The following is a 17,640-nucleotide window of genomic DNA, read 5'->3' on the forward strand; positions in this document are numbered from 1 at the left end:
GAGGCGGCGCGTTTTGGAAGAGAAGCGTCCCTGGTGGGGCGTCCGGACTTCAAATCCGGGAGGGGCCGCGAGCCGGTCCTTGGTGGGTTCGACTCCCACTCTCTTCCGCCAAACCGTTCGCCGCCCGGATCTCCTCAGAGAGGATCGTGAGGCGCATGTTAACGCTTTCGGCCGCCCCGGATGTGGCGACCATCATGGACCATGACCGCGCGGATCCTTTAATCTTCAAGATCAATCCTCGTCGCCTCATCCCGGAATCAAACACCTAAGTCTAACGCGCCTGGCGTTTTTCGAGGTCCAGAATCAACATTCGAAGCTGAATGTCGGTCGGATAAAGCGCGGAGAGTTCGCGCGCGTGCGTCAGCGCCGTCGCGAGATCGCCGGATTCGCGCGCGAGCGAGACGAGCGCGAGAAGCACGTCTCTGTCCGAAGGATGCCGCTTATGCGTTTGCTCCAGCAACTCCATTGCCGGTTCGCGCGCGCCAATGGAGTTTAGCGCGATCGCGTAGACATAGGCGTAACGCGCATTGCCGGGGGCAAGCTCGCTGGCTTTGCGAAGTTCGGGAAGCGCTTCGGCGTAGTTGCGCCGACGGACCAGCAGCAGACCGAGCGAGTGGCGGATATCGGCATTGTTCGGTTCGATCGTCAGGGCCTTGCGGATGAGTTCGGCGCCCTGCTCATCGCGGCCCCGCATTCGGTCAAGATCGGCAAGGTTGACGAGCGCGGGAATGAAGTTCGGGTCGAGCCGCAAGGCGGTTCGATATTGCTCCTCGGCGGCGGCCGGCCGGCGCATCCGGGTCTCCAACAGGCCAAGGTTCAGATGCGCCTCCGGCCGATCGGCGTCGAGCATTTCGGCGTCGAACAATTCAAGGTAGGCGGCCGCGAAAGCGGTCTGCTGCTCCGGCGTCATCATCTGTTGATCGGCCCCGGCCAAGGCCCGCGCCGCCTCGATCCGAACAGCGCGGACGGAATCGCCAAGCAGCGGCGCCATGGCCTGAACCATGGCGCGGGCAGGAGCGGCGGGCAGGGCGCGCGGAGCCGCCGCCCGCACAAGCGGGTCAGGATCGGCGATTGCGGCCTCAATGGCCGCTTGCGAGGCTGGCGTGGCGAAGGGTGGGAGCAGCGGCAGGGCGCTTGCCCGCGCGATTGCGGGTTGGCTCCGATCGAGAATGAGCGCGTCGAGCAAAGACTCAGCGTTGGCTGCGCCGGTCTGGCCGGCGTGGAGGGCGAGCCCAAAGTGGGGCTGGGTCTGCCGGCCATTTGGATGCCAAACTGCGAGCTTTTGCGCCGCCCAATCGGGGGTCTTATCGGCATGGCATTGGGTGCAGGCGTCCGGCGCGCCGATCGCGACGGCGAGGTCGGGCCGAGGGACTCGGATGCCGTGATCGCGGCGCTCGTCGACGACCATGTAGGTCTTCGGCGGCATGTGGCAATTGACGCATTGCGCGCCGGCGCCGCCCCCCTGGTGATGGTGATGTTCGGCGGCGTCGAATTTTGCCGACAGGTGACATTGGCCGCAAAGCGCGTTTCCCTCCGCGCGCAGCCCGCCTCCGTGCGGCTCGTGGCAATTCGAGCAGGCGACGCCGGCGCGATGCATGCGGCTTTGCAGGAACGAGCCATATTCGAAAACCTCTCCATCGATCTGCCCATCGGCATGATAGAGGCCGGGCTCAAGCAGCGCGGGGAGGTAGGAGTTGAGGAAAGGCGCTCCGGGAAGGGGGTTTTTGGCGATTGCTTTGCGCCGGGCGTGGCATCCGCTGCAGACGTCGATTTCCTGGGCAGCGGCTGTTTGCGAGGCCAATGGCCCGCCGCGCTCTGCTGTCCCGGTCGCGGCGTTCATGCGCCATTGGGCGTGGTCGGCGGGCGCGAGCCGGACGACAAGGCCCATATCGCCGGATGGGCTCGCGGCATGCGCCTTGGCCCATGCTACATGGCGGGAGCCGGGGCCGTGACAGGCCTCGCAGGCGACATCCACATCGGCCCAACTGGTCGCATAGGAATTGGTCGATAGATCGTAGTTCTTTTGCAGATTGGTGGAGTGGCAATTGGCGCATTGATAGTTCCAGGTCTGGTCCACACCGGTCCAGTGCAAGCGCTCGCCGGCTTTGAGGGTCTGGTCAGGGTAAAGGGGAAGCCAGCGTTGGCCGCCCTGCGCCTTGGGGCGGCTGTCCCAGGCGATGCCGAGCGCTTGATAGCGCCCGCCAGGAAAGGCGATCAAATATTGTTGCAGGGGGTGGACGCCAAATGTGTAGGCGATCTCATAGTCGTGCGGCGCGCCGTCCGGTCCTTCGGTCCGCACCATGAACTTGTCCTTGGCGCCGCTGAATGTTGTGACGACGCCGTGATGGGTGAGCGTAGCGTTGGCGAAATCGCCGAGGACCGTTGCCGGCGTCGCCGCCTGCATGGCCTTGGCGTGGTGCGACTTTTTCCAGCGCTCAGCCTCCGGCGCATGGCACCGGGCGCAGGATGCGGTGCCGACGAATTTGGCTGGAGAGGAATCCGGCGTCTCCTCGGCGTTCGCTGGCCAGGCGGATAAGCCCGCGGCCGCAAATATGATGAGGGCGAGGACGGCGATGCGCCGGATTAGAGTGAAGCGCATTTGCGCATGGACGGATCTCATCCGCATCCTTGGCTGGCGCATGCGCGCGCGACCGTGCAAATCCAATTTCGGCGCCGCCTGGTTTGTAAGTCTGTCGGCGGACGCAGGTCTCGAACTTCCTTTGCAACGCACGATCTCATTCAAAAAAGTCCACGCTTTTTTGGCGTCACGCTCTACAGCGGAAAACTAAGCGAGGCGAAGATCGAGTTTCCTCTGACCCGATGGGTGACGTCGAACTCATGAAACCATCGGCCGCTGAGGGTCAGTTGCTGCGTCCCTTCCTTGAACGTATAGCTGAGCATCGGTCCGATGGCGGCGACGCGGCCCCTGAAGGCGCCAAGCCTGTCCCCGGAGCCGCCATCCGCCGTCAACTGTTGATAATAATAGCCGCCGGCGCCGATGGCGAGGCCAAAGGGAAAGTGCTGATTGAGCGCGCCCTCGAAATGGAGCTCCGCGCCGCTCTGGTAATTGGTCGCGCTATTGATCGCGTTGACGGTGACGCCGAGCGCGGCGGAAGCCTCGATGCCGGTCTGGAGGCTGAGGTAGGTATAGCCGGCCTTAAAATCTCCGCCGGGACGGTGCAAGCCGGTGAACGCAAGCGCTGTGGAGGAATAGTAGCCTGTCGGGGCGAAGCCGGTCAGGGTCGCGTTCCAATGATGCTCTCCGGCGTCCCAGCCAAGGAAGGCGGCGAAGGCGCTGTCGCCCAAGGCGTCGACGGAGGCGGTCCGGCCTAAGTTCCGGTTGACGCCGAGCAGCCCGGTGAAGGAAAGGCTGGCCGAGGTGCGCTCCCCGCCAAAAGGCAGCAGCGCGGCGAAGCCGAGCGAACCGCCTAGAAGCTTGACGTCGGTGACCCAAGCGACCTGTGAGATGTTGAACAGGAAATTATAACTCACGCCGGCCACGGTGTTCCTGCCAACCGGAAACTTGACGTTGGCGCTCGCGCTGCCTTGGTACAGATAAAACGTGTTCGAGAAATAGACTCCCGGCGGAGGCGTATAGCCGGCCATAGGAAGACTGTAGCCGAGCAGATAGCTGCCGAGGCCATATTCCGTCGCGCTCGCCGGCTGGCCGAGGGACAAGCTGCCCGCGAGGCACAATGCGGCGCAGAAGGCGCTTGGAGCGGTGGGACGCGCGATGGCTCTCATGTTGCACTCCGACCATCGAGATTGCCGGATTTCCAGCACCTCATCCCTGGCGACAATGAAGAAAATGAAGGCCATTAGAAAGCGCGGCCCAATATAGCGCAACCGGCTGGGCCGCTTTCTTCCAGAGAGTTGCCGATTTGACACGGAGCGTGACCGCGCTCCGGTTGCTGGCCGCTATTTCCGAAACTCTATTCGAAAGAGAAGATCCGCTTCCAGTCGCTTTTCATGCTGACGATTTTCCAACCATCCTTCTTCGCTTCGTCGTAAAGCGCTTGGGTGAAGGCGCCGATCTTCGTGCCGGGCAGTCCTTGGGCGGGGCCATAGGCATATTCGCGGGTCGCGTCGTCATGGAGGACCAGGAGCGCCAGCCGGGCGCCGTCGCCGGCCTTTGTATATTCGAGCATCTGCCGGTCGCCGGTGGAATTGCCGAAGGCGATGATCGGCCGGCGTCCGATCATCAGGTGAATTCCTTCCGGTTTGCCCGCATTGTCGTCGTTCAGCAGCAGCTTGGGCTCTTTGACCAGGAAGGGTTTGCCGCTCTTGTCATAGCCATATTTCGTCGCGCCCGCTGTGCCCACGACCTGTTCGGGCGGGATGCCATAGACGCGCTCGGAATAGGCCCGCACGAAATCCTGGCCGCCGCCGGTGACGATGTAGGTTTTATAGCCATTATCGCGCAGATAGCGCATGACCTCGAGCATCGGCTGATAGGTCAACTCGGTGTAGAGACGATCCCACCGCGGGTGCTTGGCGGACGCGATCCACTTTTCCGCCTCCGCCTTGAATGCGTCCACGGACATTCCGGTGAGAGTGAGCGCGGCGATCTTCTCGAGATCCTTCAATGAGAGCTTCGCCAGCGCCGCACGGTTGCCGGAGAGCACAGTCTTGAACGGCTCGACGTTTTTCAGTTCAGGCTTCGCCTTCACGACCGCGGGAACCCGCTCCAGGCAATAGACGACCTGCGTGTATATGGGATGCGAAACCCAGGTCGTGCCGTCCTGATCGAATGTGGCGATGCGGGCTTCCTGCGGGACGAAGTTGGGGTTCGCTTGGTCGGTGGTCGCCTTGACGATTTCGACGATCGCCTGTTTGGCGGGACCCTCGCTCCAGGAGGGCAGCGGGTCGCTCTGCGCCTGCGCGCGGGAGCAGATGAGGAGCAGAGCGAAGAACGCGGAAGCCGGACGACCGGGCCAAAAAGCGTTCTTCATGAATTTCATCGAAGTCTCCTAGCGGCGTGAGATGTGGGCGCCGAGCTTTTCATAAAGCGTGCGCCTATTTGTTGCGCCGCGCCTTTCCGCCGGGATGGAAGGCGCGGCGCCGGGATCGCCTTATTGAGCCTGGAATTTTCGCTGGGCGGCCTCGATCTGCTGTTTCACCGCCTCCATGTTGAAGCTCGCGCCCTTCTGCATCGGCGGGAACTCGATGAAGGTTTGAGCGTAGGCCCCGACCTCCTTCTGGACGTAGACGAAGCGCCAGAATTCATGGACGAAGAAATCGTAATAGGCGAGCGATCCGTTGGTGGCGGTTGGCATGCCAAGCCGCTCGAAAGGATCGAGCCTCAAATTGACGATGCCGGGCCAATCGAGCTTCACCGTGCCGCCAAGCCAGCCATTCGGCTGGTCGATGAAGCGGTATTTGTAATCGTCGATCCGAACCGCGCCCAATGTGCCTTCCGCGAAATAGAAGATCTCATGGCGGTTGGAGGGGCCCTTGCCGGTTAACAAGCTGGTCTGGTCGTAGCCGTCGAGATGAACCTTGTAGGTGTGATCGCCAAGCTGCTTTCCTTCCAGCAACTCGCCGACGATGTTGGGATCGCCAGCTGCGGCGACGAATGTGGGAAACCAGTCGAGGCCGGACATGATCCCGTTCTCGACTTTTCCGGCCGGCACATGGCCTGGCCAGCGCACGATCATCGGCACCCGCAGGCCGCCTTCAAGCACGGTGCCTTTGCCGCCGGCGAAAGGCGTGTTGCCGCCGTCGGGCCAAGTGAAATTCTCGGCGCCATTGTCAGTTGAGAAAACGACAATCGTGTTTTTGTCGAGCCCAGAGTCCTCAAGCTTCTTCATTACGGAGCCGACGATGTCGTCGAGCTGCGTCATGCCCGCTTCTTCAGTGTAGTAGCCGTTCTCAGGCGTCTGCTTCGCTTGATATTTTGGCGAAAGATGCGTGATGACATGCATTCTCGTGGGATTGAGCCAGACGAAGAACGGCTTTTTCTGCTCCACGGCCTTGTCGATAAACTTGAAGGAGAAATCGAGAATCGCGTCGTCCACGGTCTCCATATTATATTTGACGCCCTGGATCGGGTGCGGCGGCAGCGGCCCGGCATCCTCAATTTTCTGCTTGCCAATCTTGCCCCAGCGCGGCTGCTCCTCGGGATCGTCGACGTCGGTCGCAAACGTATGCAGCAAGTTGCGCGGTCCAACCACATCCTTCAACTTGGGCGGGTAGGAGTGCCAGAACGGGTCCTCCATCGCATCAAGATGGTAGAGATAGCCAAAAAATTCGTCGAAGCCATGCACGGTGGGCAGGTATTTGTTGAGGTCGCCAAGATGGTTCTTGCCGAATTGTCCGGTGGCGTAGCCAAGCGACTTTAGAGCGGTGGCGATGGTCGGCGCTTCAGCCGGCATGCCGATGTCGGCGCCGGCTTGGCCGACGGTGGTGAGGCCTGTGCGGATCGGCAATTCGCCGGTAATGAAATTGGCCCGGCCAGCGGTGCAACTCGGCTCCGCGTAATAGTCGGTGAATCGTGCGCCCTCGGCGGCCAGCTGGTCGAGGTTCGGCGTCTTGCCGGCCATGATGCCTTGGTGATAGGCGCCGATATTGAACCAGCCGACGTCATCGCCCATGATGAAGATGATATTGGGCTTGTTCTCGGGCGCTGGAGTTGGCGCGGCTGGGCGCGTCTGCTCTTGTTTTTGCGTGGGTTTTGGTTCTTGCCTGCGCATCTGCGCCTGCGCCGATCCCGCCACCCCCGGCAGGGTCGAGGCTAGCGCTATCGCCGCAAGGCCGCAGAGCCCTGTTCGGAAATAGTTTGGCATGAATGGTTCCTCGGTGGTTGCGAAGGTCTTTGATCCGGACGGTTACGAAGGCGATCAGCGCCGCGAAGCCTCAGCCTGCGGCGCTTAATTTGTTCATTGCGCCCGCCGAAGGCGAATTGCGTTGAAGCGTTCGGAAACGGGACAATCAGCCTGAGCGACCAGAGCATGTTCGAAAAAATATTGGTCGACTTTTGCGATCCAAACATTTTTAACCCTTGTCCATCGGATGGCTCCATCCGATTGGGAAGCGCACGAGGCGGATGCGCAAAGGGCTCCCGAACGGAAGCGACCATGTGGTCGATCCATGACGCGCACGGACCGGCCACGCAGGCAAGGGAAAACCGGGCGTCAGGGCGCCGGTTCGAGGATTACCGCAGTGATTCCAGCCGCGACATTAATGCCTACCTGTCCTTCGACGGAGATCGGCTGCAGCGAGAATGCGCGGTTGGAGCCGCCGACGAGCACATTGGCTCCGACGCCTGCTCCAAAGCTCGCTTCGCCGCCAACGCCGCCGTAGCTTCCCGCAAGGGCGCCATGCGGAACGCCGCCGGAGACGGCCGAGAGGACGCCCCATACAAGATGTCCGGCGGCGACGCCGCCAAGAGCGACCCCGTATTCCGAGATCGAGCCGATGTAATGGTCTGGCGGCCCCCCGGCGTTGTTGGTGAAGGTGCAGCGAAGTTTCTGCTTTTGAACGAGGATCATGCCGATTCCGGCGGAGACGTCGCAAGACAGGAGGCCGGCCTTGGCGTAGGATTGGGCCATGACCGATCCGCTCATGAGGCTGAGCAGGATCGAGGCGATGAGGAGCGGGGACCGGGTGATTGGTGCAAGCAAGGCGTTTCTTCCTTCAATTGGAGGCGCATTATCGCGACGCCTGTCCGCCGCGCCGCTTGGGCGGAACAGGCGTCAGGCTTGACCTTACCCGACTACCGGCCGGCCGGCGAGGGCATGGCTTTTGATTTGAAGCGGGCGGCCTTGGCATTCTGCAATCGCACCGCCGAAGCCGTCTTCCGATCCAATTGAATCCCTTTATGCGATAGCAAAGCAGCCTTTCAAGGAAACCCGCCCGGCGTGCCTGAGCGAGCTTCTTGCGATCAAATGATCCATTCGAACGATAAAGAAGCGCGGCAAAATGCTAACCTTGCAAATTTGCGGATCGTAATGGCTACGGATCGCCGATGACTCAGCGGACGATGACCGCCCGGGCCGGAGGTCGCCGCACCGCAACAGCTCCTCTGGGGCCAACGCAACCGGCCCTGTACACGCCACGGGCGCAGACCGCGGCTTCTGCTTCCTTCACGGAAAATGCGCTTTCGGCATAAAAAATCGGCAGGGCGATCAAGGCGGCGATTAAATAGCGCATGGCGGCTCTCCTCAATGTTGGTTGCGACTGGGTTATAGGCTGCTTCACGAGTCCTTGTTGGACATTACAGGATCGGCTTGGTTACTGGACCAGCTTCCGGGAGAGGGGCATCGGCTGCAACGCCAAATTGCATAGCGCCGGAATCTCCAAGATATTGAGCAAGTCAAGACGATGGGTCTACTTGCGCGCCCGGATCTTGGTCTCCCAGACTTGCGCTCGTAGATCGAGCTACGCGTCAGGACCCTTGCCGCATGGAGTAGAAAACACAAGAGAAAATACAGGAAAAAACACAAGAGAAAATCAAGGCGCCAGATTGGACATGGCCGGCAAACCCGCTAGGATTTGCGCAGTGCGAAATGCGCGCGACTTGTGATGGGACTGGAGCGATCAATTGGCGCCCGAACTGATCCTCATGGGAGCCGGTGGCCAGCGCCCTTCGGTCCGCGCTTCCGGCAGTTGGACAGCCGCGCATGCGGAGGCGCTTGAGCGAAAGATTGATGCGCTCGAAATCGATGCGCAGCGCCCGGGCAGCCTTGATATTGACATCGCTGGCATCGGCGAACTCGATACATTCGGCGCCTGGCTTCTCGAACGTCTGACGCGCAATTTCGCAAAGCAGGGTTTCGATGCGCGGCTGGTCGAGGTCCCCGCGCGCTTTCGCGATCTGCTCGATGAGATTCACGCCTGCGGCCGGGACCAGCCGGTTCTGCAGAGGCAAAACCCCATTCTCGCCAAGCTCGAAGGCCTCGGGGTCGCGGCGACCGAGTTTGGCCAAGATCTTGTCCGACTCATCGACCTTTCGGGACGTCTGTGCCTGGTCATGGCGCTGATTCTCCGCCACCCAAGAAGATTCCGTCTTACCTCCGCCGTCCATCATCTCGATCGGGTTGGCTGGCAGGCGCTGCCGATCATTTTCCTGATCACGCTTCTGATTGGAGCGATCATCGCGCAACAGGGCATTTTTCATTTCCGGAAATTTGGCGCGGGCGATTATGTCGTGGATCTGGTCGGCATTCTTGTGCTGCGAGAAATTGGGGTGCTCATCGTCGCGATCATGGTCGCCGGGCGGTCCGGCAGTTCCTATACGGCCGAGCTCGGCTCGATGAAGATGCGCGAGGAGATCGACGCCCTCCGCACGATGGGGCTCGATCCGGTGGAAGTGCTCATGTTGCCGCGGATCGTCGCCTTGGTTTGCGCCTTGCCGATCCTCGCATTCTTCGGCTCGATGTGCGCTCTTTACGGCGGCGGATTGGTCGCTTGGCTTTACGGCGGGATGAGCCCCGAGATCTACATTGCCCGCCTGAAGGAGGCGGTTTCGGTGAAGCATTTTGAAGTCGGCATGATCAAGGCGCCTTTCATGGCGCTTGTGATCGGCCTTGTCGCCTGCTCCGAGGGAATGCAGGTCGCGGGAAGCGCCGAATCGCTTGGCTTGAAGACCACCGCTTCCGTCGTGAAGTCGATTTTTCTGGTGATCGTCCTCGATGGCTTTTTCGCTATATTCTTCGCCTCGATCGGGATGTGAGCCATGAGCGTCTCATCCGATCAAGCGATCATCCGCGTCCGCGACCTTGTGGTGGGGTTTGGGACTCAAACGGTGCTCAATGGCGTATCGCTCGAGGTCCGGCGCGGCGAGATCTTAGGGATCGTCGGCGCCTCCGGCGGCGGCAAGTCGGTTTTGTTGCGCACCCTCATCGGTCTTATTCACAAGCGCCGAGGCAGCATCGCTATTTTCGGCAAGGATCTCGACCGCGCGAGCGTTGAAGAAATGCAGGCGGTGGAGCGGCGATGGGGCGTTCTCTTCCAGCAGGGCGCGTTGTTCTCGTCGTTGAGCGCGCGGGAAAATGTGCAATTTCCGATGCGCGAGCATCTCACCCTTTCGCAAACGTTGTACGAGGAAGTTGCGACGGCGAAGCTCGAAATGGTCGGCTTGAACATCGAGGATTCGCGAAAATTGCCGGCGGAGCTTTCCGGCGGCATGGTCAAGCGGGTGGCGCTGGCGCGGGCGCTCGCGCTCGACCCCGAGATCGTTTTTCTCGACGAGCCGACCTCCGGCCTCGATCCGATCGCCGCGGGCGAGTTCGATTTTCTGATCAAGACGCTGCAGCAAACCCTCGGCCTGACCGTGTTCATGGTCACGCATGATCTCGACAGTCTCCACACCGTCTGCAATCGCATCATCGCCCTGGCCGACGGCAAAGTGGTCGCCTCCGGTCCGCTCGCGGCGATGCTCGAATGCGACCATCCCTGGGTGAAAGCTTATTTTCGCGGTAAACGCGCCCGCGGCGTTTCCGGGACGCCCGCTTCGACGCATTGAGGTCACGATGGAAACGCGCGCGCGATATATTCTTGTCGGTCTGTTCGTTCTTGTCGCTGGCATGGCCGGGTTCGGCTTCGTCTACTGGCTGCATGCGACAGGCGGCCTTGGCGCGCGCGCCGTCTATCGCGTGCGCTTCGAGGATTCGATCTCGGGATTGCTGATGGGCGCCGCAGTTTCGTTCAATGGCATCCGCGTCGGAGAAGTCACCAATCTGCAGTTGAGCGCCGAGAATCCCAAGCAGGTCTTCGTCACGATCGCTATCGATCCGGCAACGCCGCTGCGGACCGATACGAAGGCGCGAATCGATGTCCAGGGCCTGATGGGCAGCCCCTCGGTAGCGCTCGAAGGAGGATCGCCCGGATTGCCCGTGCTCAAGGGCGTACTTGGCGAGCCGCCTTTGCTGATCGCCGACGCCTCTGCTGGTCGCGATTTCACGCAGGCGGCGCGGCAGGTGCTTGGTCGGATCGATAAGATCCTCTCCGACAATTCGGACCAGCTCCACGATGCGATCGCCAATCTAGACACATTCTCTAGCGCGCTTTCTCGCAATGCGGGTCGCGTCGATGGAATCCTTGCCGGCCTTGAAAAAATGACCGGCGGCGAGTCGAAAAGCCCGACGCAGACCTTCGATCTGACCGCGCCCCGCGTCTTGGTGCCGCCGTCCAAGAAACCCGGCAAGCAACTGGTGATCGCCGATCCCACGACCTTGGTGGCGAATGATACGCAGCGCATAATCCTGCGGGCTAGCGATGGCGGGACATCATTTCTGGACAATGGTCAATGGGCTGACAGCGCGTCCAAGCTGCTTCAGGCCAAGATCATCCAAAGCTTCGAGAATGCGAATTTCCTCGCCGCCGTCGGACGCCCTTCGGACGGACTGAGCAACGAGTCCCAGATTCTCATCGATCTCCACAGATTTGAAATCTCGGTCGGGCCGCCGGCGAAAGCCGAACTCGAATTCATGGCCAAGATCCTGACGCAGAATGGAAAGATCGCCGATTCCAAGCTCTTTCGCGCCGAGGCGCCTGTGAGCGCCATGGACCCGGCATCGGCGACGCGGGCGCTCAATGAAGCTTTCATACAGGGCGCCACGGAACTTGTTCAATGGACCGCGCAAAAGCTCTGAGCACTTTCCGATCGAATGCGTCATTCGATCGATCAGAAATCGCTTTAGCGTCAAGAAGTCAGAGCATATTCCGAACAGATTGAACCAATCTGTTCGGAATATGCTCTGAGCGCTTCTCGATCAGGCGGCCTCATCTGATCGCATATTCGCGCTCAATGCGCGAAGAGCGTGCAGCGCGGGGTCCGCAAAATGAGATCGCGCGTGACGCCGCCAAGGACCCATTCGCGGAGCCGGCTGTGGCCGAAGGCGCCGACGACAATGAGATCGGCTTCTTCCTGGCGCGCGACCGCATCGAGTTCCTCGGAGGCCCTTGCGATCATGGGACGGACAGTTCCTGAGGCGTTCACGCCATGATGACGAAGCCAGGCGACGACGTCGTCGACATGGGCGCGGGCGACGTTTGGATCATCATTTTCATCGATCTCGGCGACGATCGCCTTTTCGCATCTCTGCAGCAATGGCAGCGCATCGAAAACCGCGCGGCGGGCCTCGGGGGCGTCTTTCCAGCCGATGATGACCCGGTTCGCTGCCAAGACCTCCACCTCCTGCGGGATCACAAGGATCGGCCGGCCGGCGACAGTGACGAGATCGCTTGGAACCAGCTGTCGCAAGGGATCGAGACGCACGCCGTCGCGATTGGCGCCGATGATGACGAGATCGGCCGCGCGGCATTGCTCGGCAACATAGGCCGTCGGCGGCGTCATGGCGCATCGCCACTCGATGCGTTTCGCCCGTCCCGCGAGACTGGCGCGAAAGCGCTCTTCCGTCGCGCAGAGACGCTTTTCGATCTCCGCCCGATCCTGGTCGATGAGCGAATCCGCCACGAATCCATCGGTGAAATAGAGCGGCATGGTTTGCAAACATGCGGCGACGCCGATGACGCTTGCCTCGAAGCGCTCGGCGAGGGCGCCGGCGATGTTCAAGCGGGCGTCGTTTGAATGATCCAGGTCGAGATAGACCATCAATGTTGCGTAGGACATGGCCGGTTTCCCTCGACGTCGGTTTCAGGCTGCGCTCGTTGGATCTAGACTTTCGGATTGCCCGCCGCCTTGATCTTGGTCAAGTCGGATTGCGGGCCGCTAGAGCATTTTCGAGCGAAGTGGATGCCGGTTGGCATTAAGAAAATGCGACAAAACAAAAACCTAGAGCTGCTTTCTGATTCCGCCGAAACTAAAAGCGCCCTAGCTGGCCTAAGGCGCCTTGGCGAAGACCGTTACAGCCTGTTTCTCCGAGTCGACGAGATCAAACTGATTGGGTGTGAACTCTCTAAAAGTCGCCGTGAACGTTTTTCCGTTCTTCAGTGTGACCGAAACGATCCCGCCGGACGCCAATTGATAGGCGCCGGGCTCCGGGTCGGATGAATCGCCGATGGTCATGCCAAGCGTCTTGTCGGCCCGAAATATGATGCGCCAGGGCTTGTCGGCCGCCCGCCATTCTCCCAAGATCGAGCTGTCGCTCACGGAGCCGGCCGTCTGCAAATGCCTTTGCTCCATGAAGCCGGTGACGCCAACGCCGATCAAGACGAAGACGGCGAGGCCAATCAAAGGAATGAGCGAGGCGGAACTGCCGCCTTTCCGCGGGGTGGAGGGGGAAGCCATTCATCGCCTAAAAAGTGAGCCGCAGCGCTGCGGGCTTTGAGGACCGCCAGCATGCGCGTCATCCTGATCCCGCTTGGCCCGCCCGTCAAGGAACTGCATCGTCGGGCGAGTGCGATGAGAAGATGCGGGCTCGGATAGGAGCGCTCTTAAGCGATATGCGCCTTGAGGGCGTCGAAGGTCTCGGCCATTTCCTCGAGGCTGACATCGGCGATGAGAGCGGAGGCGAAGACGTCTACGCCCTGGGCCCAAACAGTCTCGCAGGCGTCATCCGCAAGAGCGATATGCAAGGCTTGGTTGAGTTCGTAAACGCCCCAGGCGCGGCCGGCGTCGCGCAATGCCGCCTGCATCGCATTCTGCACAAGACTTCGAACCGTCATATGCAGCGCGGAGATCGGCACGTCGCAGGCGCGGCCAGCCAGGGCGTCGATACAGGCCCGCTCGTCGAAAGAGGCATGTCCGCGACAGGCCAAGGGCCGCACCGAATAAATGACGCAAAGGTCGCGGGCGATGAAAGGGCAGGCAAAGCCAGATTCCATGCGTTGCCGCTCGTCCAGCTGCTGCGTCGCGCGATCGGCGCCGGCGATTTTGCGGCTGAGTTCAAATTCCATGGTTTTTGGCGAGGATTTGATGGCGCGCGCGATGAGCAGAATTTCTGGCGCCGTGGCCGCGACGCGGATCGTGCAACAGCTCGCGCACCCGCCGTGGCAGGCGAGCGCGGCGAGATTTTCTGGAGCATGCTCGACGCCGCGCTCGAAGCTTTCAAAAGCATAGGTCAAGATGTCTTCGATCGAATCGCGACGATCCGCCGGGCTTCCCAATCTTGCGTTGAAGCCGTGATAGAGGGACTTGAAAAACGGCAGGGGATTGGACTGATCGAGGATTGGCATCTTCAATTTCCCGAGGGGACCCGCGCCGCTTTCGCTTAATTATACGGCAAAGCAAGGGGGCAAGTTAATAACCTTGCATCTTTTTACGGCGTTTCGCAATGCGCTCGGGTTTCTGCCCGATAGCATGATGTGTTCGAGCGGAATCGCGCTTGCTTCTATCTCATTATTTTAGCCTTGCTCGTGCGTCGGACAGCGTGATCAGACTGCGTTTTCTTTCCAGATGGCGTCGAAAATGTCGCTCTTGATGCGAAAGACGCCGCGTCCGCCCGCCAAGGGCTGATAGGCCAGGGGCGCCGCCCGGCACAGCCGATCGAACCATTCCTGTGGGCTGAGATGTTCGGGGCGCTGGTTGATGGAGTTGACAAGCCCGGTCGGATGGAAGCGGGCGTGGATGATCACTTCGCCAAGTTTCCCATCGCCCCGGCCGATGCGGGATGTGGCGGCTTCGGCAGCCGCCGAGGCCTCGTTGGTCTCCGCTAATTCCATGGTTGATTCGGTCGCTTGCGTCATTTTATGCTCCTGGCGCTATAGTGAGAGCCGCATCGTCTAGCTCGTCGCGACACGCTATAAAGTTATAATATATAACGAGTCAATGACAATTTTCGGAAATTGCGAGTGACGGGCATAGCTCGGGAGCGCGCGCGGGCTGGGCCTTTAAGTAAATGACAGGCGCGCGCGACGCGGCCAGCGAGGAAGAAAGCCGGGGCCGCGCGCGCCGTCAAGATGCCAAAGATGCGCCGCCATCCTCTGGGTGGCCCCCGACGGCGCGGCGCGGACATCTCGCGATGCGATAAGGGGTTGCGCATCGAAATATATTATTATTACATAATATCAGCCGCGTCACGTATTTTCGTCGTTGCGGCGCGCAAGAGGGCGTCGCTCAATCGGCGACGACAGGGCGCGTAAACCACGCAAATGCCATATCCGCGTTGGATGAGGCGCACAATAGCGGCGGCAAAGGAGGTTGAATAGATGGATTGGCGTGAAGAGTACCGCGATCAGGGGTTCGTCGTCGTCGAGAATGTTCTTCCGCACGATCTTATCGATGCGCATATCGTCGACGTCGCCGCGCTGCTGCGCAAATATGGCGTCTTCGACGCGGCGGCGCTTTCAGCGCTCCCGATGGCGGTCGATGATGAGCTCATGGTCGCCGTGCTCGATTTGCATCAGGAGGGCGAAGCCGCGCGCGGCCTGATCTTCAATCGCATTATTGGATCGCTTTTGCGTCAGCTTTTCGAAGCCGAGCCTTCTCTCGCCTTCGCGCGCAGCGCTTTGTGGGGGCCAGGCGACATGCGCGCGCATGTCGACACCGCCTTCCGCTCGCCGGAGCCGCCCTACGGCGTTTGCCGAACCTGGTGCGCGCTCGAGGATATTCACCCCGAAAGCGGTCGGTTCTATCTCCTGCCTGGCTCCCATCGCAGCCTCGCGCCGAAGCTCTGCGGAGAAGTGCTGGCGGAGCGTCCGGATCTGATGGCGCTCTACGAGCAGATGGTGCTTCAGCCTCAATCCTGCGACGCCAAATCCTGGATGCGGCTCCACAACCGCGCTTGGCCTTTCGTGAGCGCCAAGGTGGCGGACCGGATCGAGGAGGCGGAAAAAGTCGCCTTTCAATTGAACAAGGGCGATATCGTCTTCTTCAACCCCTCCATCGCGCATGGCGCCTTTTCCTGCGCCGACGCTTCGCTGACCCGCAAAATGATGCTCTGCGAATGGACGGCCAACGGCGCCTCCGATTTCGCGCTATCGCCCGAGGCCCTTCGCTCCTGCGTCCGATTGCCGTTGCGCCGCGAGGATAATCTCGTCGACATAGGGCCGAGGATAGCCGCCCGCGCCGCCCGTTGAGCGCACCGCGACGGAGGGCCCGTCGGCAATTACGCGCGAGACTTGGCCGAGACTTGGCCGAGATTTGGCAAGTCGGCGCAGCTTGCTATAGGCGACGCTCGCTGCTAGAGCATTTTCAAGCGAAACGGTCGCCGGTTCGCGTCAGGAAAATGCTATAAAACAAAGAGCTAGCGCTGCTTTCCGATTTGCGGAAAGGGCTCCAAGGGCAAGATCCTTCAAATGGAGGCGATCGTGCTCATTGTTCCTACGCATGATCTTGTCCGGAAATCCGCATCTTCCTTAAGATCGCGCATGAGTCTTCGCCCACGCTCGGGCGTTGGGCGGGGCGGCCGGCAAAACGGACGAGAGAGTCATGGCCTACGCGCAAGTCGGCGGCATCGGCATCGCCGAGGATCTTCGTGATTTCATCACCTGTGAAGTCTTGGCCGGGACCGGCGTCGGCGCCTCGAAATTCTGGACCGGCCTCGCCGCGCTGATCGCGGATTTTACGCCCCGAATCCGCGATCAACTGCAAATTCGCGGCGAGCTGCAGGAAAAGATCGACCAATATCATCGCGCCCCCGCCAGTCAGCCCTTCGATCCGGCGGCGTATGAGTCCTTTCTGCGCGACATCGGCTATCTTGAGCCTGAACCTGCCGATTTCACGATTCGCACCGAAAATCTCGACAGCGAGATATCCGTGCAGGCTGGGCCGCAATTCGTCGTTCCGGCGTCGAACGCCCGCTATGTCCTCAATGCCGCCAACGCGCGCTGGGGCAGCCTCTATGATGCTCTTTACGGGTCGGATGTCATTCCCGAAACCGACGGCGCGGAGCGCGGCAAAAGCTACAATAAGAAACGCGGCGAGCTTGTCATCGCATGGGTCCGCAATTTTCTCGATGAAACGGCGCCGCTAGCGGCGGGCTCCTACAAGGACGTCATAGGCTTCTGCGTGGAGGAGGGCGCGCTCCTGGCAAGCTTGCAAGGCGGCCAACAGGCAGGCCTGCGCCATCCTGAGCAATTCGTCGGCTATAAGGGACGCGCGACGCAACTTGCCTGCGCCCTGTTGCGCAATCATGGCCTGCATATCGAGATCGGAATCGATCGCAAGAGCCCAATCGGGCGCGACGATCTCGCCGGCATCGCCAATGTCATTCTTGAATCCGCGCCAAGCGCGATCATTGATCTTGAGGATAGCGTCGTCGCGGTCGATCCAAGGGACAAGGTCGCCCTTTACCGCAATTGGCTCGGGCTTATGAAGGGGAGCTTGAGCGCGCGATTCGACAAGAAGGGCCGCTTTGCCGACCGCCGTCTAGCGTCGGACCGCGGCTACATTGGTCGGGACGGGGAGCCGATGGCCTTGCATGGGCGCAGCCTTCTGCTGGTCCGCAATGTCGGGCATCACATGTTCAGCGACGCGGTGCTGGACGCGCAGGGACGGCCCGTCCCGGAGACGATCCTCGACGCCGCGATCACCGCCCTCATCGCCATGCATGATCTGGCGCCGGGCCGCGCCTTGCGCAACAGCCGCTCCGGGTCGGTCTATATCGTCAAGCCGAAGCTGCACGGGCCGGCCGAGGCCGCGCTCGCCAACGACCTTTTTGGCCGCGTCGAGGACCTGCTCCGCCTGCCGCGGCATACGTTGAAAATGGGAATCATGGACGAGGAGCGCCGCACCACGCTCAATCTCAAGGCCTGCATCGCGGCCGCCGCCGACCGGGTGTTTTTCATCAACACCGG

General features: G+C 61.0%; 15 protein-coding genes and 1 tRNA gene. 6 read left to right on the forward strand and 10 right to left on the reverse strand.

All coding sequences use genetic code 11. From position 1 onward, the window contains the following. Positions 1 to 15 precede the first annotated feature (15 nt). Positions 16 to 111, forward strand: a tRNA-Sec gene (locus DL86_RS08600). Positions 112 to 271: 160 nt separating this feature from the next. Here the strand turns inward: DL86_RS08600 and DL86_RS08605 are convergent. The 6 genes from DL86_RS08605 to DL86_RS08630 all read right to left on the reverse strand — a co-directional run bounded on the left by DL86_RS08605 (position 272) and on the right by DL86_RS08630 (position 8,151). Continuing rightward, the gene (locus tag DL86_RS08605; protein WP_162180411.1) at positions 272 to 2,620 is read right to left on the reverse strand and encodes a multiheme c-type cytochrome; all 2,349 of its coding nucleotides are present in this window, start codon (positions 2,618 to 2,620) and stop codon (positions 272 to 274) included. 152 nt (positions 2,621 to 2,772) lie between these two features. Then, entirely contained in the window at positions 2,773 to 3,744 is a 972-nt protein-coding gene (locus tag DL86_RS08610; protein WP_036260370.1) for a SphA family protein, read from the reverse strand. 188 nt (positions 3,745 to 3,932) lie between these two features. Beyond that, positions 3,933 to 4,961, reverse strand: coding sequence for an HAD family hydrolase (locus DL86_RS08615; protein WP_036260194.1), 1,029 nt, complete (start codon positions 4,959 to 4,961; stop codon positions 3,933 to 3,935). Between the two features lie 111 nt (positions 4,962 to 5,072). After that, complete coding sequence (locus DL86_RS08620; protein ID WP_051953034.1) at positions 5,073 to 6,692, reverse strand: arylsulfatase; 1,620 nt, start codon at positions 6,690 to 6,692, stop codon at positions 5,073 to 5,075. A 441-nt stretch (positions 6,693 to 7,133) separates the two neighbouring features. Next, the gene (locus DL86_RS08625) at positions 7,134 to 7,622 is read right to left on the reverse strand and encodes a DUF992 domain-containing protein (protein WP_245276308.1); all 489 of its coding nucleotides are present in this window, start codon (positions 7,620 to 7,622) and stop codon (positions 7,134 to 7,136) included. Between the two features lie 349 nt (positions 7,623 to 7,971). Beyond that, positions 7,972 to 8,151, reverse strand: coding sequence for a hypothetical protein (locus DL86_RS08630; RefSeq protein ID WP_036260196.1), 180 nt, complete (start codon positions 8,149 to 8,151; stop codon positions 7,972 to 7,974). A gap of 391 nt (positions 8,152 to 8,542) precedes the next feature. On the opposite strand from DL86_RS08630, the gene DL86_RS08635 reads away from it, so the two are divergent. Genes DL86_RS08635 through DL86_RS08645 form a run of 3 tightly spaced genes read left to right on the forward strand, consistent with a single transcriptional unit; the run spans position 8,543 to position 11,594 of the window. Further along, positions 8,543 to 9,673, forward strand: coding sequence for an ABC transporter permease (locus DL86_RS08635; protein WP_425348907.1), 1,131 nt, complete (start codon positions 8,543 to 8,545; stop codon positions 9,671 to 9,673). Positions 9,674 to 9,676: 3 nt separating this feature from the next. Beyond that, positions 9,677 to 10,465 carry an ABC transporter ATP-binding protein gene (locus DL86_RS08640; RefSeq protein ID WP_051953010.1) on the forward strand — a complete coding sequence of 263 codons (789 nt, stop codon included), beginning with the start codon at positions 9,677 to 9,679 and terminating at the stop codon, positions 10,463 to 10,465. A gap of 7 nt (positions 10,466 to 10,472) precedes the next feature. Further along, positions 10,473 to 11,594, forward strand: coding sequence for an ABC-type transport auxiliary lipoprotein family protein (locus DL86_RS08645; protein WP_036260199.1), 1,122 nt, complete (start codon positions 10,473 to 10,475; stop codon positions 11,592 to 11,594). 152 nt (positions 11,595 to 11,746) lie between these two features. Here DL86_RS08645 and DL86_RS08650 read toward each other — a convergent pair whose 3' ends face one another. From DL86_RS08650 to DL86_RS08665, 4 genes are all read right to left on the reverse strand, one after another. After that, positions 11,747 to 12,574: a universal stress protein gene (locus DL86_RS08650; RefSeq protein WP_036260201.1), complete on the reverse strand. Its 828-nt coding sequence runs from the start codon at positions 12,572 to 12,574 to the stop codon at positions 11,747 to 11,749. Between the two features lie 210 nt (positions 12,575 to 12,784). Beyond that, a complete protein-coding gene (locus DL86_RS08655) occupies positions 12,785 to 13,192 on the reverse strand; it encodes a hypothetical protein (protein ID WP_036260203.1) in 408 nt (135 codons plus the stop codon). A gap of 146 nt (positions 13,193 to 13,338) precedes the next feature. Next, complete coding sequence (locus tag DL86_RS08660; protein WP_036260205.1) at positions 13,339 to 14,079, reverse strand: YkgJ family cysteine cluster protein; 741 nt, start codon at positions 14,077 to 14,079, stop codon at positions 13,339 to 13,341. A 198-nt stretch (positions 14,080 to 14,277) separates the two neighbouring features. Beyond that, positions 14,278 to 14,589, reverse strand: coding sequence for a hypothetical protein (locus DL86_RS08665; RefSeq protein WP_245276309.1), 312 nt, complete (start codon positions 14,587 to 14,589; stop codon positions 14,278 to 14,280). 462 nt (positions 14,590 to 15,051) lie between these two features. Between DL86_RS08665 and DL86_RS08670 the strand changes: the two genes are divergently transcribed. Both DL86_RS08670 and DL86_RS08675 read left to right on the forward strand, forming a co-directional pair. Continuing rightward, positions 15,052 to 15,921 carry a phytanoyl-CoA dioxygenase family protein gene (locus DL86_RS08670; protein ID WP_036260207.1) on the forward strand — a complete coding sequence of 290 codons (870 nt, stop codon included), beginning with the start codon at positions 15,052 to 15,054 and terminating at the stop codon, positions 15,919 to 15,921. A gap of 352 nt (positions 15,922 to 16,273) precedes the next feature. Continuing rightward, positions 16,274 to 17,640: malate synthase G (locus tag DL86_RS08675; protein ID WP_036260384.1), on the forward strand; the 1,367-nt coding region annotated here is incomplete at its 3' end.

Source organism: Methylocapsa aurea (assembly GCF_000746085.1).
Classification (GTDB): Bacteria; Pseudomonadota; Alphaproteobacteria; order Rhizobiales; family Beijerinckiaceae; genus Methylocapsa; species Methylocapsa aurea.

Excerpts from the sequence above, each read along its gene's own strand:
- DL86_RS08605 (WP_162180411.1), bottom strand. The coding sequence starts at position 2,620 with ATGAGATCCGTCCATGCGCAAATGCGCTTCACTCTAATCCGGCGCATC.
- DL86_RS08610 (WP_036260370.1), bottom strand. The coding sequence starts at position 3,744 with ATGAGAGCCATCGCGCGTCCCACCGCTCCAAGCGCCTTCTGCGCCGCA.
- DL86_RS08615 (WP_036260194.1), bottom strand. The coding sequence starts at position 4,961 with ATGAAATTCATGAAGAACGCTTTTTGGCCCGGTCGTCCGGCTTCCGCG.
- DL86_RS08620 (WP_051953034.1), bottom strand. The coding sequence starts at position 6,692 with ATGCGCAGGCAAGAACCAAAACCCACGCAAAAACAAGAGCAGACGCGC.
- DL86_RS08630 (WP_036260196.1), bottom strand. The coding sequence starts at position 8,151 with ATGCGCTATTTAATCGCCGCCTTGATCGCCCTGCCGATTTTTTATGCC.
- DL86_RS08640 (WP_051953010.1), top strand. The coding sequence starts at position 9,677 with ATGAGCGTCTCATCCGATCAAGCGATCATCCGCGTCCGCGACCTTGTG.
- DL86_RS08645 (WP_036260199.1), top strand. The coding sequence starts at position 10,473 with ATGGAAACGCGCGCGCGATATATTCTTGTCGGTCTGTTCGTTCTTGTC.
- DL86_RS08650 (WP_036260201.1), bottom strand. The coding sequence starts at position 12,574 with ATGTCCTACGCAACATTGATGGTCTATCTCGACCTGGATCATTCAAAC.
- DL86_RS08655 (WP_036260203.1), bottom strand. The coding sequence starts at position 13,192 with ATGGCTTCCCCCTCCACCCCGCGGAAAGGCGGCAGTTCCGCCTCGCTC.
- DL86_RS08660 (WP_036260205.1), bottom strand. The coding sequence starts at position 14,079 with ATGCCAATCCTCGATCAGTCCAATCCCCTGCCGTTTTTCAAGTCCCTC.
- DL86_RS08665 (WP_245276309.1), bottom strand. The coding sequence starts at position 14,589 with ATGACGCAAGCGACCGAATCAACCATGGAATTAGCGGAGACCAACGAG.
- DL86_RS08670 (WP_036260207.1), top strand. The coding sequence starts at position 15,052 with ATGGATTGGCGTGAAGAGTACCGCGATCAGGGGTTCGTCGTCGTCGAG.